This is a genomic window from Caenispirillum salinarum, assembly GCF_044803115.1.
Classification (GTDB): Bacteria; Pseudomonadota; Alphaproteobacteria; order Rhodospirillales; family Rhodospirillaceae; genus Caenispirillum; species Caenispirillum salinarum_A.
Map to the genome: position 1 here is coordinate 2,360,816 of NZ_CP085224.1, position 15,373 is coordinate 2,376,188.

Genomic DNA, 15,373 nt, shown 5'->3' on the forward strand with positions numbered 1-15,373 from the left:
ACGCGGTGACTAGACTCCGAGTCGACGACGACCAGCCAAGGCAGACGTATCGGGAGGCTAGGCAGTACATGACGACGATGTTCACGACCCGGATCAAGCGGGCCCTGGCGGGCGCCGCTCTCGCCGCCATGGCCGCCACGCCGGCGCTGGCCCAGGACGGCACCATCACGGTGGCGTCCAAGATCGACACCGAGGGCACGCTGCTCGGCAACATGATCGTGGAGGTGCTGGAGAACGGCGGCTACACGGTCGACAACAAGACGCAGCTCGGCCCCACCAACATCGTGCGCACCGCGCTTCTTTCCGACGAGATCGACATCTATCCGGAATACACGGGCAACGGCGCGTTCTTCACCAAGACCGCCGACGATCCGGCCTGGAAGAACGCCGAGCAGGGCTACGAAAAGATTCGCGAGATGGACATGGAAGACCATGACCTGGTGTGGCTGGAGCCCGCGCCCGCCAACAACACCTGGGCCATCGCCGTGCGCAACGATGTCGCCGACGAGAACGACCTGTCCACCATGGAGGACTTCGCCCGCTGGGTGAACGAGGGCGGCGACGTCCGGCTGGCCGCCTCGGCCGAGTTCGTGGAAAGCCCGGCGGCCCTGCCCAGCTTCCAGGATGCCTACGGCTTCCAGATGACCGAGGACCACCTGCTGGTCCTGTCGGGCGGCAACACCGCCGCCACCATCCGCGCCGCCGCCGACCGCACCAGCGGCACAAACGCCGCCATGGTCTACGGCACCGACGGCGCCATCGCGCCGGCCGGCCTGAAGGTCATGGACGACACCAAGGGCGTCCAGATGGTCTACGAACCCTCGGCCGTGGTGCGCAAGCCGGTGCTGGATGCCAATCCGGGCATCAAGGACCTGATCGAGCCGGTCTTCACCTCGCTGAACCGCGAGAAGCTGCAGACGCTCAACGGCAAGATCCAGGTGGAGGGCCTGCCGGCCCGGCAGGTGGCCCGCGACTACCTGGAAAGCGAAGGATTCCTGAAGTAAGGGGCTGCGCGGCTCGTGCCTGACACATCCCCGGAAGACGACGCGGTTGGCGGCGGCAGGGTCGTCGCCAACCGCGTTCTCATGACATTGCTGGTGGCGGGGCTGCTGGGCGTGGTCCTGCTGCCGTTCGCCTCGATGGCGCCGAACCGCCTGGTCTCCGGTCAGCCCGTTGGGCTGCTGGAGGCGCTGCCGCCCTGGCAGTGGGGCACGCTGGCGGCCCTGGCCGGGCTGATGGCGCTCGCCGCCCTGCGCCGGCCGCTGGCGCGTAAGCCGGCGCGCCTGCTGGTGCTGGCGGCGGCGCTGCCTTTCCTGCTGCTGGTCATGTACGGCGGCGGCGACTACGCCACCCGCGCCGTGGCCGAGGCCGGATCGCCGGCCGCCCGCGTGTCGCTGGGGGCGGCGTTCTGGATTCTCGTGTTCGCGCCGGTCCTGGTGGCGCTGGACGCCTTCCTGCGGCTGAAGGCCGGGATGCCGGCGAAGATCGGCTATACGCTGCTGATGGCCGGCTGCGTGGCGGCGCTGTTCTGGGCGGGCGTGTTCCACGACCTGTCCATCATGCGGGAATACCTGAACCAGCGCGACGTCTTCGCCGCGCAACTGGTCGCCCATCTGGGGCTGGTGGGCGCGGCGCTGGTGCCGACGCTGCTGGTCGGCCTGCCGCTCGGCCTGCTGGCGCGGCGCAAGGCGCGGGCGCGCGGGCCGCTGTTCGGGCTGCTGAACTTCTTCCAGACGATTCCCTCCATCGCCCTGTTCGGCTTGCTGGTTGCCCCCCTTTCGGCGCTGGGCGAGGCCGTGCCGGTCCTCGGCGCCATGGGCGTGAGCGGCATCGGCGCCGCACCCGCCATCATCGCGCTGATCCTTTATTCCCTGCTGCCGGTGGTGCGGAACACCTATGCCGGGTTCACCGGGGTGCCTGCGTCCACCATCGAGGCCGCGCGCGGCATGGGCCTGACGCGGCGCCAGGTGCTGTGGCAGGTGGAGGTGCCGCTCGCCCTGCCGGTGATCCTGTCGGGCCTGCGCATCGTCACCGTCCAGGCCATCGGCCTGACGGTGGTCGCCGCGCTGATCGGCGCCGGGGGGCTTGGGACCTTCATCTTCCAGGGCCTCGGCCAGTACGCCATCGACCTGGTGCTGCTGGGCGCCATTCCGACCATCGTCCTCGCCGTGGCGGCGGACTTCTTCCTCCAGATCCTGGTGACGCTGAGCAAGCCCGAGGGAAGCGCATGATCGAATTGCAGGGGCTGACCAAGACCTACGGCGGCAAGAATGTCGTCTCCGATGTGTCCATGACGGTGAACAGCGGCGAGTTCTGCGTGCTGATCGGGCCGTCGGGCTGCGGCAAGTCGACCACGCTGAAGATGATCAACCGTCTGATCCCGCTGTCGGCCGGCCGCGTGATCCTCAACGGCGAGGACGTCACCACCCTGCCCGAGGAACAGCTGCGCCGGCGCATGGGGTATGCCATTCAGTCCATCGGCCTGTTCCCGCACTGGACGGTCGCCCAGAACATCGCCGTGGTGCCCAAGCTGCTGGGCTGGCAGAAGAGCCGCATCGACGACCGGGTGGAGGAGCTGATGCACCTGTTCCACCTGGACCCGGACTTCCGCGCCAAGCATCCCCACCAGCTGTCCGGCGGGCAGGCGCAGCGCGTCGGCGTCGCGCGGGCGCTGGCGGCCGACCCGGAGGTGCTGCTGATGGACGAGCCCTTCGGGGCGCTCGACCCAATCACGCGCGAGGCGCTCCAGGCCGAGATGCAGCGCGTCCACCAGGAAACCGGCAAGACGGTCGTCTTCGTGACCCACGACATGGACGAAGCCCTGAAGCTGGCCAGCCGCGTCGCGATTCTCAACCAGGGCCGGCTGGTGCAGTACGACCGCCCCATCGAGTTGATGTTCGAGCCCGCCGATGACTTCGTGCAGGACTTCCTGGGCAAGTCCGACCTGGGTCTCAAGCTTTTGTCGCGCCGCTGGGTCCACCAGTACACGGCCGATGCGCCCTATGCCGGCGTGCGGGCGTCGCAGGGCGAGATCATCGAGACCATGCGCTCCTATGGCCACGTCTGGCTGGTCGACGATCAGGGGCGGCCGGAAGGGCTGTTCGGCGCCCGCCTCGGCGTCGCGCGGGAGGCGCAGCAGGGGCTCGGCCGGCTGACCCAGGTGGAGACGGACTGGACCGCCACCCCGGACATGACCATGAAGGAAGCCCTGTCGCGCATGGTCTGGCGCCGCGTCACCGCCCTGCCGGTGGTGGACGAGGCCGGGCACCTGGCCGGAGAGGTCACCATGGACGGCATCATGGGACGGCAGCCATGACGACGCCGACCGTCCTGGTCACCGGCTACGACTCCCGCCGCTGGATGCTGCTGGGCGCGCTGTCGCTGCTGCTGGCGGCGCTGGTTCTGTTCATGCGCGACCTGGAACCCCTGTTCCGTGGCGCTTTTCCGGAACTGGACACGCCGGTCTACGTGCGCGAGACCTTCCTGCAACTGACGCTGGACCATATCGTGCTGGTGCTTGTGTCATCGGCCATCTCGGTCAGTGTGGGCGTGGCCGCGGCGGTGTTCGTCACCCGCCGGATGGGGCGCGAGTTCGAGCCGCTGGTTTCCGCCCTTTCGGCCATCGGCCAGACGTTTCCGCCCGCCGCCGTGCTCGCGATCGTGGTGCCGCTGGCGGGCTTCGGCTTCACGCCCACCATCGTGGCGCTGACCCTCTACGGCCTGCTGCCGGTGGTGCAGAACACCATCGCCGGGCTCGGCACCGTGCCGCCGGCGGCGCTGGAGGCGGCGCGCGGCACCGGCATGAGCCGCTGGCAGATCCTGTTCCGCGTCGAACTGCCGCTGGCGATGCGGGTCATCATCGCCGGCGTGCGGGTATCGGTCATCATCAACATCGGCACGGCCACCATCGGCTCCACGGTGGGCGCGAAAAGCCTGGGCACGCCCATCATCGCGGGGCTGGTGGGCGACAACATCGCCTACGTCATTCAGGGCGCCGTCGTCGTCGGGCTGCTGGCCATCGTCACCGACCTGGCTTTCGAGCGCCTGGAGCGCCGCTTCACCTTCGGCGCCCGGTCGGGCGGGGGCGGCGCATGAGCTGGGAGCCGCTCGCCCTTGCTGCCGGGGCCGGGGTGCTGCTGGCGCTGCTGGTGGGCGGCCCGCTGTGGGTGGGCGACGCCGCCCAGGACACGGAGGACCGCAAGCGCCTGGCCGCCTCGCTGGCCGGGCGCGGCGACCTGACGACCCTGACCACGGCGGAGGCGCCGGCTGCCTTTACCCGCGCCTTCGACCGCCTGTTCGGGCCGTCGCCGGGGCGGCTGGGGTTCATCTTCAAGGCAATCCTGCTGTCGCTGCTGACGGGCGCGGTGCTGCTGGCGACGTTCCTGGTGGTCAACCCGGTGTTCCTGACCAGCGTCCTGAGTGACAGCTATCAGCGCGGGGCCGTCTTCGGGCAGTTCCTCAAGGTCATCATCGTGGTGAACCTGGCGGTGGACTACATCTGCCTGGTCTATTGCCGCGACGTGGTCGGTCGGCTGGCGCGGCGGTGGAGCCGCCGGGCGCTGGCCCGGACGTTGGCGCTGGATCTGGGCGTGAAGGCGCTGGTCATGCTCATCGCCATGGTCTTCGTCTTCTCCGGCATCGCCGGGCAGAACGGGCCGGTCGGGCGGCAGCAGTGGGCGGTGTTCCAGTCCCTGCCGCATGTGCTGCTGGACGGGGCGACCTTCGGCAACCTGAGCGCCATCTACATCTGGTCGGGCTTCATCAGTTCGCTGTGGCTGTGGGGCTGGCTGGTGCTCACGCCCCGCCTCGCGCGCATGGGCATGGGCTCCGGCACCCGCCCCATGCGCACCGTCGCCCTGACGCTGGGCGGCGGAGCGGCAGTGCTGTACTGGCTCGCGGTGGGCGTCGCCGCTCTCGTCTGAGCCTTTCGGTCAACTGGCGCCAGGGCCTGCGCGGGCCTACCATGTTGCACGGCAGCATGGGAGGGACCCGCCGTGATCCGCGCCGCCCGACGTATTCTCCTGGAAGCCGAAATCAAGGCCGAGCGCACCGTCGCCAAGCTGCGACTCCTGGTCGGCGCCGTGCTGGTGACCGGCGTGCTGGGGCTGGTCGTGCCGCCGGCGATCGAGGCCCACGACGAGGCCCTCCTGCCGCAGATCGCCGTCGCGGTCGGCAGTTCGGTCGCTTTCCTGGTGCTTGGCGTCGCAACCTGGCTCGTGGTGCGACGGGGCACCTACCGGCCCTGGATGGGCTGGGTATTCTCCACGCTTGACGTCATCCTGCTGACGGGAAGCCTGGCGCTGGCGTTGCGGGTGACGGAGTTGCCGGGTCCGTGGCTGGTCATCATGCCGGCCTTGTGGGCGTCGCCTGTGATCCTGGCCTTCGGGACGCTGCGCTACAATCCGTGGCTTCAGGGCTACCTGACGCTTCTGCTGTGCGGCGTGATCGGCCTGCTGGGCTTGATGGGCGCGGGCGATCCGCTGCCGGCCGGGCCTCCGGGCCTGGTGGAGCCGCCGCCCAATGCCATGCGGCTGGTCATGCTGGTGCTGCTGGGGCTGGTTCTGGTGGTGGCGAGCATCCGCGCCCGCAAGCTGCTCAAGCGCATGGCCGAGGAGACCGAGCACCGCATCAACCTGACCCGCTACCTGCCGCGCCAGTTGGCGGGGCGCCTGGCGGACGAGGGCGTCGAGGCCCTGAAGCGCGGCGCCCAGCAACCGGCGGCGGTGATGTTCGTCGACATTCGTGGCTTCACCGCCCGCACCCGCGGCATGCCGCCCGAGGGCGTGAGCACCTTCGTCAGCGCCTTCCGCGCCCGCGTCACGGCAGAGGCCGAGGCGCACGACGGCGTCGTGGACAAGTTCATCGGCGACGCGGCCCTGATTGTCTTCGGCATTCCCAACCGAAGCGCCGATGCCGCCCGACGCGCGCTTTCCTGCGCCCGCGCCATCCTGGCGGAAGTGGACGGCTGGTCGGAGGAAATGACGGCGGCCGGCGACGCACCGGTGGCGGTGGGCATCGGCCTGCACCACGGTGACGTCTTCGTCGGTGCGGTCGGCACCGCCGACCGGCTGGAGTTCACGGTGCTGGGCGACACGGTCAATGTCGCCGCCCGCCTCCAGGACGAATGCAAGGTGCACGGCCTGTCGTTGATCGCCAGCCGCGAGGCCCTGGCGGCGGCGGGGGAGGCTCCGCGCGGCTGGGTCACTGTGCCGCCGCACCCGGTGCGCGGGCGCGACGGAGACTTGGACCTCTACGGGCAGAAGCCCTACGCCGCCGCCTCCTGACGCCCGAACTGGAGCGCCGCCAGCCGGGCATACAGCGGGCTGGTGTCCAGAAGCTGCCCGTGGGTGCCGGTGGCGATAAGGCGGCCCTCGTCGATGACGGCGATGCGGTCGGCGCCCACCACCGTCGCCAGCCGGTGGGCGATGACGATGCTGGTGCGGCCGTGCATGAGGCGCTCCAGCGCCTGCTGCACCAGCCGCTCGCTTTCCGCGTCCAGCGCGCTGGTGGCCTCGTCCAGCAGCAGGATGGAGGGGTCGCGGAGCAGCGCGCGGGCAATGGCGATGCGCTGGCGCTGGCCGCCGGAAAGCCGCACGCCCTTCTCGCCGAGGAAGGTGTTGAAGCCCTCCGGCAGGCGGTCGATGAACTCCAGGGCCTGCGCGGCCTCGGCGGCGGCGCGGACTTCTCCGTCGGCGGCATCGGGACGGCCGTAGCGGATGTTCTCCAGCGCGTTGGCGGAAAAGATCACCGGCTCCTGCGGCACGAGGCCCAGCCGCCGGCGGACGTCGCGCGGGTCGGCATCGCGCAGGTCCACGCCGTCCACCAGCACCCGGCCGGCGTGGGGGTCGTAGAAGCGCAGGATCAACTGCATGACGGTGGACTTGCCGGCCCCGGACGGCCCCACCAGCGCCACCCGCTCGCCGGGCGCGACGTCCAGCGAAAAGCCGTGCAGGGCGGCGCGGTCGGGACGGGAGGGATAGTGGAAGGCCACCTCCTTCAGCGTCACGCGACCCTCTGCCGGCTCGGGCAGCGGCTTGGGGTTGTCGGGAATGGCGACGTCGGGCTCGGTCTGGAGCAGTTCCACCAGCCGTTCCGTGGCCCCGGCGGCCCGTTGCAGATCGCCCATGATCTCTGAAAGCGCGCCCGTGGCGCTGGCGACGACGACGGCATAGAAGACGAAGGCCGTCAGCTCGCCCGGCGAGATGTCGCCGCGCAGGACACCATGCCCGCCGGCCCACAGCACCGTCCCGATGGCCCCGAAGGCCAGAAGGATGACGCAGGCGGTCAGGGCGGCGCGGGCGCGGGTCCGCTTGATGGCGGCGTCGAAGGCACCTTCCGCCGCCCGGCCGAAGGTGGCGCGGTCCACGTCCTCGTGGCTGAAGGCCTGGACGGTGCGGATGCCGAACAGGCTTTCCTCGGCATGGGCGGAGATGTCGGAAACGCGGTCCTGGCTTTCGCGCGACAGCCGCCGCACCTTCCGCCCGAAGAAGACGATGGGCACCACGACGAGGGGCACCACCAGCACCACCAGCCCGGTCAGCTCCAGGTTCGTGACGGCGAGCATCACGAGCCCGCCGGTCAGCGTGAGGATGTTGCGGAGCGCGACGGAGGCGGATGATCCGATGACGGTCTGGATCAGCGTCGTGTCGGTGGTCAGGCGCGAGAGGATCTCGCCGGTCTTGGTCACCTCGAAAAAGCCGGGGTTGAGCGTCAGCACGCGGTCGAACACGGCCTTGCGGATGTCCGCGACCACGCGCTCGCCCAGCCACGTCACCAGGTAGTAGCGGGCAAAGGTGCCGGCGGCGATGAGCCCGATGACGCCCAGCAGGGCCAGCAGGGCCTTGTCCAGCAGCGCGGGATCTCCGGCGCTCAGGCCCTGGTCGATGAGCGTGCGCAGGCCGACGCCGATGGACAGCGTCGCGGCGGCGGTGACGATCAGGGCGAGCGAGGCGCCGATGATGTGCCCCTTGTAGGGCCACATGAACGCCCATGTGCGGCGCAGAACCTTGAGGTTCCGCGTCGCCGGGCGGTCGGGGGTCTGTGTTCTGGGGGCGCGGGCCACGGTCCGGCGCCTCCCTTATGCCTGCCGGGACTTGGACGCGATCTCGTAGATGTCGCGCGCCAGGTCGGGGGCGGCCAGAATACGGTCCAGTTCCGCCGTCATCAGCTTGCGGCGATCCTCGTCCATGCGTTTCCAGCGGCCGAGCGGTTGCAGCAGGCGGGCGCCGATCTGCGGGTTGAGCGTGTTCAGCTCCAGCACACGGTCGGCCAGGAAGGCATAGCCCGAGCCGTCCTTGGCGTGGAAGACGGTGGGATTGCCCATGGCGAAGGCGCCCACCAGCGCGCGCACCCGGTTGGGGTTGCGCATGGTGAACTTCTCGTGGCTCATCAGGTCCTTGACGCGCGCCAGCGTATCCGGTCGGGCGGCGACGGCCTGGGCCGAGAACCACTTGTCGAGCGCCAGCTCGTTGTGCTGGTAGCGGTCGTGGAAGTCCGACAGGCAGCGGTCGCGCTCCGGCACGTCCAGCTCCACCAGCACCCGCAGGGCCGCCATGCGGTCGGTCATGTTGTCGGCGGCGTCGTACTGCTCCGCCGCGAGATGCGCGTTGGCCGGGTCGGTCGCCAGGTAGGCCAACGCCCCGTTCGCCAGTGCCCGATGCCCCGCACCCTCGGCCGTGGGGGCGAAGGGGCCGGCGGCGGCGCGGTGCTGCTCGCGCAGCTTGGTGAAGAGGCCCGCGTGGCTGACGGCGATGTCGCGCTTGAGCGCCTCGCGGGCGGCGTGGATGCCGTCCACGTCCATCACCGGCATCTGTTCGGCCAGGTAGTCCTCCGTCGGCAGGGCCATCATCTGGGCGCGGTATGCCGGGTCGAGCGTCTCGTCGGAGAGCGTGGTGCCCAGGGCTTCGACGAAGCGGGTGGCGTCGGGGGCGACGTTGCGGCCGGCGGCGCGCTCGTTGACGGCGTTCAGCAGAAGCTGGGTCGCGTACTGCTGCCCGGCCTCCCACTTGGCGAAGCTGTCGGGATCATAGCCCATGAGCAGCGCCCGGTCCTCGTCCGACCACGGCGCGGACAGGCGGATGGGGGCGGTGAAGCCGCGGTTGAGCGACGGCACCGGCTCGGCCTCAAGGCCCGTGAAGCGGAAGGTCTGCTCGGTCTCCGTCACGTCCAGGACGCGCGTGAGCGGCGCCTCGCCGGCCGTGTCCTCGCCCTCCAGCCGCAGGGGCAGGGCGGCACCCTCGCGCGAGATCAAGCCGATCTCGAAGGGGATGTGCTGAGGCTGCTTGGTCTCCTGGCCGGGCGTCGCGTCGGTGTGCTGGTGGATGGTCAGGGCATAGACGCCGTTCTCGAACCGGCCTTCCGCCTCGACCTTGGGCGTGCCCGCCTGCGAGTACCAGCGTTTGAACTGCGAGAGATCGCGGCCGGAAGCGTCTTCCATGGCCTTGGCGAAGTTGTCGCAGGTGGTCGCCGTGCCGTCGTGGCGCTGGATGTAGAGGTCCATGCCCTTGCGGAAGCCGTCTTCGCCCAGCAGGCGGTGCATCATGCGGATCACCTCCGCCCCCTTCTGGTAGACGGTGGCGGTATAGAAGTTGTTGATCTCGATGTAGCTGTCCGGCCGCACCGGGTGTGCCAGCGGGCCGGCATCCTCGGGGAACTGGCGGGCGCGCAGGGAGCGCACCTGGTCGATGCGCTCAACCGGCGCCGAGCGCATGTCGCTGGAGAACTGCTGATCGCGGAAGACCGTCAGCCCCTCCTTCAGAGACAGCTGGAACCAGTCGCGGCAGGTGATGCGGTTGCCGGTCCAGTTGTGGAAGTACTCGTGCGCCACCACGGCCTCGATATAGGCATAATCGGCGTCCGTGGCGGTTTCCGGGTCGGCGAGGACGGCCTTGGCGTTGAAGACGTTCAGGCTTTTGTTCTCCATCGCCCCCATGTTGAAGTGGCTGACGGCGACGATGTTGAACAGGTTCAGGTCGTATTCCAGACCATAGACGTCCTCGTCCCATTTCATGGCCTTCTTGAGGCTTTCCATCGCGAAGGGACAGCGGCTTTCGTTGCCGTGCTCCACCCAGATGTTCAACTCCACGTCGCGGCCGGATCGGGTGCGGAAGCTGTCCTGCACGCGCGCCAGGTCGCCGGCCACGAGCGCGAACAGGTAGGAGGGCTTCTTGAACGGGTCCTCCCACACAACGTAGTGGCGGCCGTCGTCCAGCGTGCCTTCGTCCACGCGGTTGCCGTTGGACAGCAGCACCGGGTTCGATCCCTTGTCGGCGCGGATGGTGACGCGGTAGGCGGTCATCACGTCCGGCCGGTCGGGGAAGTAGGTGATGCGGCGGAAGCCCTCGGCCTCGCACTGGGTGCAGTACATGCCGTTGGAGAGGTACAGCCCCTCCAGCTTGGTGTTGTCCTCGGGCGCGATCTCGGTGACGACGGTCAGCGTGAAGGCATCCGGCACTTTGGCGATGCGCAGCCCGCCCTCGGTCTGCTCGAAGCGGTCGGCGGGCAGGGCCTCGCCGTCGAGGGCGACCGACACCAGCTTCAGATCTTCGCCGTCCAGCTCCAGCGCCGCGCCGGGATCGCCGTCGCCCGTCCGCGCCAGCTTCAGCGTGCTTTCCACGCGGGTCGCCTTGGGGTCCAGGTCGAACGCCAGGTCCAGGGACTCGACGGTGAAGGGGTAGGGGGCATACTCGCTGAGGCGGATGACGCGCGGGGTGTCGGTCTTCACGCGGAACCTCCGGTGAGGGTTGAAACGTCGGGTGCTCTCATGTGGGGGCCGCAGGGGCCGGTGCGAAAGGGGCAACGGGCATTTCGCCCTTCCCGTAGATGTCGTACCACAAGCGTGATCCTCCCGCACAAGGACTGAGACCCTTCCGCATGGACGAAACGGCCCGCAACCCCTGGACCCGTCTTTCCCGCCGGACCGCATACCGGAACCCCTGGATCACGGTCACCGAGGACGAGGTGCTGACCCCCGGCGGTCGCCCGGGCATATACGGCATCATGTCGCCGAATTCGGTGGCGGTCGGCTGCCTGCCGGTGGACGCCGAGGGGCAGACCTGGCTGGTCGGGCAGTGGCGCTATCCGCTCGACCGCTATTCCTGGGAAATACCGGAGGGCGGCGCCTCGAAGGAGGTTCCGCCGCACGAGGAGGCCCTGCGCGAGTTGCGCGAGGAAACAGGCCTGACGGCGGCCCGCTTTCAGGAGCTACTGCGCCTGGACCTGTCCAATGCCATCAGCGACGAGGGGGCGGTGGTGTTCCTCGTCTGGGACCTGACGGCGGGAGAGGCCGCGCCCGACGAAACCGAAGACCTGAGACTGCGCCGGCTGCCGGTTGCCGAGGCCATAGAGATGGCCCACGACGGCCGCATCACCGACGCCATCTCCGTCGCCGCCCTGCTGCGGCTGGAGGTGCTGGCGTTGCGGGGGCAGTTGCCGGAGGGCATGCCGCCTGTCCTGTAGCCCGCAGAACGGGTCCCAAGCCCGCATTGCTCCCATTGGCCTCGCCTTTGCCCCTCTACAGCATTTCGGCCGCTGTGCGAGGGGTCGGAGGGCGGTCCAGGACGCCGACGGCGCGCGCGCTGTCCCGATCGTGACCCGCTGTGTCCCGATGGGCGGCGGAAGATTTGGGCGTAACGCAAGAGCGTTCTTTACAGTCACTGCTGCAGCAATCGAGCATGGTTCAATCGTTACAGGGAGGCCATGCCCATGAGCCGCATCGGTACGACCATCGCCGCCGCTCTCCTGCTCGCCCCGCTCGCCGGAATAGGACTGGGCACGTCGGAGGCTCGCGGCGCGGCGATTCTGCAGCAGGTGGCGCCAACGGCAGAGAGCTATGTGCCGGGCACCGACTTCCTCGCATTCGCCGAGATTCCTCCGGCCGACCTGACCGCATCGTTGCAAGCCGTCGACGCGGGAACGGCCGACGCCATCTCGGGGAGCAGCGGGTGCGAGGCTTCGGACTTCGCGGGATTCACGCCAGGGAACATCGCCTTGATGGCCCGCGGCGCCTGCCTTTTTGACACAAAGGTCGACAATGCGGCGGCGGCTGGCGCTGTCGGAGCCCTGATCTTTAACGACGGCATCACGGCTGACAGGTTTGCTCCGTTCCTGGCCACGTGCGGCGGGCCCTGCAGTCTGACGACCTTCGTGCTGTCCTATGACTTGGGAACGACACTGCTGGCCCTGCTGGAGCAGCAGAACGTGACCATGCGCATGGCTTTCTCTCCGGTGCCGGTTCCGGAGCCGGGAACAGCAGCGCTAATGGTCGCGGGTCTGGCGCTGGCCGGTGCTGCAGCCGCCCGCCGTGGCCGCCGGCCGGCGGACCGATAGCGGGTGGTTTCGGCCGGGCTTTAGCTGTTTGTGGAAAAAGAGGTGTCGGCCCGGCCCGTCACCCGCCGCTCCAGCGCCGGATAGAGCACCGCCAGCGTCAGTCCGCGCAGCCCCATGAAGGCCATGAAGGCCGCCCACAGGCCGTGGTTGCCCCACAGCGGCACCAGCGCCCAGGTCATCAGCAGATAGGCGCCCAGGCACAGGATCATCATGTTGCGCAGCGGCCGGCTTTCCGTCGCGCCCAGGTATATGCCGTCGAACTGGAACCCCCAGACGCTCACCAGCGGCATGAGGGCCGCCCACAGCATGTAGCCGGCGGCGGCCTCGCGCACCTCCGGCAGACCCGTCAACACGGCGACCAGAACGTCGCCCAGCAGTACGTAGGCGCCCGCCATTACCACCGCCGTCCCCAGCGCCCAGATGGTGGAGGTGCGCACCGCCGCGCGCAATGTGGCGCGGTCGCGCGCGCCGACGGCACCGCCCACCAGGGTCTCGGCGGCATGGGCGAAGCCGTCCAGGCCGAAGGCGGCGAAGGTCAGGAAGTTGAGCAGCACCGCGTTGGCCGCCAGCACCACGTCGCCCGAGGCCGCGCCCCGCGCCGTGAACCAGGCGAAGGCCGACAGCAGGCACAGCGTGCGGATGAAGATGTCGCCGTTGACCGCGATCAGCCGTTTGAGCCGCGCGCGGTCGCGCAGCCGGGCCATGTCCCACCGCCCGCCGAGGGTGCGAAGCGCCGGCGCCATGAGCAGGAACCCGATGCCGACGCCGGCGTATTCGGCGATGACGGTCGCCAGCGCCACGCCCTCCACCGTCATGCCCAGGCCGAAGACGAACAGCAGGTTGAGGACGATGTTCAGCGCGTTGGCGCCGATCTGCTGGATCATGACGGCCCGCGCCCGACCCAGGCCCAAGAGCCAGCCGATCTGGGCGTACTGCACCAGCGCGGCGGGGGCGGACCAGATGCGGATGCGCACGTATTCCGCCGCCAGCGTTTCCACCTCGTCGGAGGCATCCAGCAGCCCCATGGCGAGCGCCAGGATGGGCGCCTGGAGCAGCCACAGGACGGCGCCGACGCTCAGGCCGATGAGCATCGCCCGGCCCAGCACGGCCCGTGCCTCGGCTCCGTCGCCCGCGCCGATCGCCTGGGCGGTGGGGCCGGTGGTGCCCATCCTCAGGAAGCCGAAGCCCCAGTAGATGTAGCTGAACACCAGTGCCCCCACCGCCACGGCGCCGATGTACACCGGGCTGTCCAGATGCCCCATGACGGCCGTGTCCACCGCGCCGAGCAGCGGCACGGACAGGTTGGACAGGATGATGGGCAGCGCAAGCGCCCAGACGCGGCGGTGGTGGGTGGTCATGGCCCGTGCCTAGCACGCGATGCGGCGGCGGGGCAGGGCCATTGTCGGGTCAGAGCAACCCCAGCTTCCTCAACTCCGCCGCCATTTCCGGCGGCGGAGGCTCCTCGCCCCTCGCGCCCTGGGGCAGGTCGCGCGGGGCGTCTTCGTCCTTGAGGTAGCGCCAGCCCTGGAAGGGCCGCTGCGACCGCGGTTCCACCGGCACCAGCTCCGGGTCCAGTTCGATGGCGCAGAAGCCGCGGCCGTCCTCGTCCGTGCCTTCGTGCAGGCCGAGGATGCGCTGGCGCACGCGCACCAGCCGCTTGATGACCCAGTAGATGGAGCCGCCGTCCAGCACCTCCTCCGTGCGGCGGGGCGTCATGCGGGTGGTGTGGACGACGCGGCCCAGGCGCCGGGAGACGCCGGCCTGCCATTGGGCCAGCGTCTCCGGGCTCTCGGTGCCGACGGACAGCTTGATGAGGTGTAGCGGCATCAGTCCTTCTTGAGGATCTTGGGGACGGGCACGGTCCGCAGGCGGTAGGCATCGGGCATCCCCCGGCCCAGCAGCGGGCGCAGGTACAGGCGGAAGGCGTCGGTGACGTCCGTCCCGCTGTCGGCGATGAACTCGTCGGGCATATGGCGAGTCTTCCCCGCGATGTCGATAAGCGGCGTCAGCCGGTAGTCCACCGAGTACCAGCCGGTGCGGTGGATGGTCACCGACCCGTCCTGGTCGCCGAACATGGCGAACTGCACGGCCTTCTCGCCCACCTCGCGCGCCTCGCGCTGGTCGACGTCGGACACGCAGCCGACGAAGGACCGTTGCAGATAGCCGAAGGTGTCGCCGCGCACGCGCTTGAGCCCCAGCCTGCGCTTGACCAGGTCCACCAGCAGGTCGGCCAGGGCGCCGCCGCCCAGCTGCACGTTGCCGTGGGCGTCGTGCTCGATCTCCTCGGCCAGCTTGGTGGCGATGGGCACGCCGTCGGCGTCGGCGATGCCTTCCGACACCGCGACGATGCAGCGGCCGTGCTTTTCATAGGCCGCCTTGACGTCGGCCAGGAAGCGGTCCTCGTCGAAGGCGCGCTCGGGCATGTAGATCAGGTGCGGCCCGTCGTCGGGGAACTTCTTGCCCAGCGCCGAGGCGGCCGTCAGGAAGCCCGCGTGCCGGCCCATGACGACGCCGATATAGACCCCTTTCAGCGCCGCATTGTCGAGGTTCACGCCCATGAAGGACTGCGCCACGAACCGCGCGGCGCTGGGGTAGCCGGGGCAGTGGTCGGTGACCACAAGGTCGTTGTCGATGGTCTTGGGGATGTGGATGCAGCGCAGGTCGTAGGCGGCCTTGCGCGCTTCCTCGGCGACGATGCGCACGGTGTCGGAGCTGTCGTTGCCGCCGACATAGAAGAAATTGTCGATGCCATGCGCCTTCAGGACCTTGAAGATCTCCTTGCAGTACGCGGCATCGGGCTTGTCGCGGGTCGAGCCGAGCGCGGAGGAGGGCGTTTCAGCCACCAGCTCCAGGTTGTGCGTGGTCTCCTGGGTCAGGTCGACCATGTCCTCGTCGATGATGCCCCGCACGCCGTGCAGGGCGCCGTAGACCTGATCGACCGACCGGAACTTGCGGCTCTCCAGCACCGCGCCGACGACGGACTGGTTGATGACGGCGGTCGGGCCGCCTCCTTGCGCGACGAGAACCTTTCCGGACACGGGCATCT

13 protein-coding genes are annotated in these 15,373 nt (G+C 69.4%); 8 read left to right on the forward strand and 5 right to left on the reverse strand.

Going from position 1 to position 15,373, the window contains the following annotated elements; translation table 11 throughout:
* Nucleotides 1–68 precede the first annotated feature (68 nt).
* The 6 genes from LG334_RS10820 (at nucleotide 69) to LG334_RS10845 (ending at nucleotide 6,284) form a co-directional block, all read left to right on the forward strand.
* A complete protein-coding gene (locus LG334_RS10820) occupies nucleotides 69–1,004 on the forward strand; it encodes an ABC transporter substrate-binding protein (RefSeq protein ID WP_404385981.1) in 936 nt (311 codons plus the stop codon).
* Nucleotides 1,005–1,019: 15 nt separating this feature from the next.
* The gene (locus LG334_RS10825; protein ID WP_404385983.1) at nucleotides 1,020–2,231 is read left to right on the forward strand and encodes an ABC transporter permease; all 1,212 of its coding nucleotides are present in this window, start codon (nucleotides 1,020–1,022) and stop codon (nucleotides 2,229–2,231) included.
* Entirely contained in the window at nucleotides 2,228–3,316 is a 1,089-nt protein-coding gene (locus LG334_RS10830; protein WP_404385985.1) for an ATP-binding cassette domain-containing protein, read from the forward strand. The genes LG334_RS10825 and LG334_RS10830 overlap by 4 nt, the downstream gene beginning before the upstream one ends.
* Complete coding sequence (locus LG334_RS10835) at nucleotides 3,313–4,095, forward strand: ABC transporter permease (protein ID WP_404385987.1); 783 nt, start codon at nucleotides 3,313–3,315, stop codon at nucleotides 4,093–4,095. Before LG334_RS10830 ends, LG334_RS10835 begins: the two co-directional genes overlap by 4 nt.
* The gene (locus LG334_RS10840; protein WP_404385989.1) at nucleotides 4,092–4,922 is read left to right on the forward strand and encodes a hypothetical protein; all 831 of its coding nucleotides are present in this window, start codon (nucleotides 4,092–4,094) and stop codon (nucleotides 4,920–4,922) included. The genes LG334_RS10835 and LG334_RS10840 overlap by 4 nt, the downstream gene beginning before the upstream one ends.
* 72 nt (nucleotides 4,923–4,994) lie before the next feature.
* On the forward strand, nucleotides 4,995–6,284 hold the full coding sequence (locus LG334_RS10845; RefSeq protein WP_404385991.1) for an adenylate/guanylate cyclase domain-containing protein: 1,290 nt from the start codon (nucleotides 4,995–4,997) through the stop codon (nucleotides 6,282–6,284).
* On the opposite strand, the gene LG334_RS10850 is transcribed toward LG334_RS10845, so the two are convergent.
* Nucleotides 6,266–8,062 (reverse strand): ABC transporter transmembrane domain-containing protein, encoded by a 1,797-nt coding sequence (locus LG334_RS10850; RefSeq protein WP_404385993.1) that lies wholly within the window; start codon nucleotides 8,060–8,062, stop codon nucleotides 6,266–6,268. The genes LG334_RS10845 and LG334_RS10850 overlap by 19 nt on opposite strands.
* Nucleotides 8,063–8,077: 15 nt before the next feature.
* Nucleotides 8,078–10,723: an aminopeptidase N gene (gene pepN / locus LG334_RS10855; RefSeq protein ID WP_404385995.1), complete on the reverse strand. Its 2,646-nt coding sequence runs from the start codon at nucleotides 10,721–10,723 to the stop codon at nucleotides 8,078–8,080.
* A gap of 149 nt (nucleotides 10,724–10,872) precedes the next feature.
* Between pepN and LG334_RS10860 the strand changes: the two genes are divergently transcribed.
* Both LG334_RS10860 and LG334_RS10865 read left to right on the forward strand, forming a co-directional pair.
* Nucleotides 10,873–11,457 (forward strand): NUDIX domain-containing protein, encoded by a 585-nt coding sequence (locus LG334_RS10860; protein WP_404385997.1) that lies wholly within the window; start codon nucleotides 10,873–10,875, stop codon nucleotides 11,455–11,457.
* A gap of 246 nt (nucleotides 11,458–11,703) precedes the next feature.
* Nucleotides 11,704–12,327, forward strand: coding sequence for a PA domain-containing protein (locus tag LG334_RS10865; protein ID WP_404385999.1), 624 nt, complete (start codon nucleotides 11,704–11,706; stop codon nucleotides 12,325–12,327).
* A gap of 20 nt (nucleotides 12,328–12,347) precedes the next feature.
* Here LG334_RS10865 and LG334_RS10870 read toward each other — a convergent pair whose 3' ends face one another.
* From LG334_RS10870 to LG334_RS10880, 3 genes are read right to left on the reverse strand one after another with little or no spacing between them, the layout of a single operon-like run.
* The gene (locus tag LG334_RS10870) at nucleotides 12,348–13,685 is read right to left on the reverse strand and encodes an MATE family efflux transporter (RefSeq protein ID WP_404386001.1); all 1,338 of its coding nucleotides are present in this window, start codon (nucleotides 13,683–13,685) and stop codon (nucleotides 12,348–12,350) included.
* Nucleotides 13,686–13,734: 49 nt separating this feature from the next.
* Nucleotides 13,735–14,154 carry a DUF1489 family protein gene (locus LG334_RS10875; RefSeq protein ID WP_404386003.1) on the reverse strand — a complete coding sequence of 140 codons (420 nt, stop codon included), beginning with the start codon at nucleotides 14,152–14,154 and terminating at the stop codon, nucleotides 13,735–13,737.
* On the reverse strand, nucleotides 14,154–15,365 hold the full coding sequence (locus tag LG334_RS10880) for a 6-phosphofructokinase (RefSeq protein ID WP_404386005.1): 1,212 nt from the start codon (nucleotides 15,363–15,365) through the stop codon (nucleotides 14,154–14,156). The genes LG334_RS10875 and LG334_RS10880 overlap by 1 nt, the downstream gene beginning before the upstream one ends.
* Nucleotides 15,366–15,373 lie beyond the last annotated feature (8 nt).

Excerpts from the sequence above, each read along its gene's own strand:
- LG334_RS10870 (WP_404386001.1), bottom strand. The coding sequence starts at position 13,685 with ATGACCACCCACCACCGCCGCGTCTGGGCGCTTGCGCTGCCCATCATC.
- LG334_RS10840 (WP_404385989.1), top strand. The coding sequence starts at position 4,092 with ATGAGCTGGGAGCCGCTCGCCCTTGCTGCCGGGGCCGGGGTGCTGCTG.
- LG334_RS10830 (WP_404385985.1), top strand. The coding sequence starts at position 2,228 with ATGATCGAATTGCAGGGGCTGACCAAGACCTACGGCGGCAAGAATGTC.
- LG334_RS10865 (WP_404385999.1), top strand. The coding sequence starts at position 11,704 with ATGAGCCGCATCGGTACGACCATCGCCGCCGCTCTCCTGCTCGCCCCG.
- LG334_RS10875 (WP_404386003.1), bottom strand. The coding sequence starts at position 14,154 with ATGCCGCTACACCTCATCAAGCTGTCCGTCGGCACCGAGAGCCCGGAG.
- LG334_RS10835 (WP_404385987.1), top strand. The coding sequence starts at position 3,313 with ATGACGACGCCGACCGTCCTGGTCACCGGCTACGACTCCCGCCGCTGG.
- LG334_RS10860 (WP_404385997.1), top strand. The coding sequence starts at position 10,873 with ATGGACGAAACGGCCCGCAACCCCTGGACCCGTCTTTCCCGCCGGACC.
- LG334_RS10820 (WP_404385981.1), top strand. The coding sequence starts at position 69 with ATGACGACGATGTTCACGACCCGGATCAAGCGGGCCCTGGCGGGCGCC.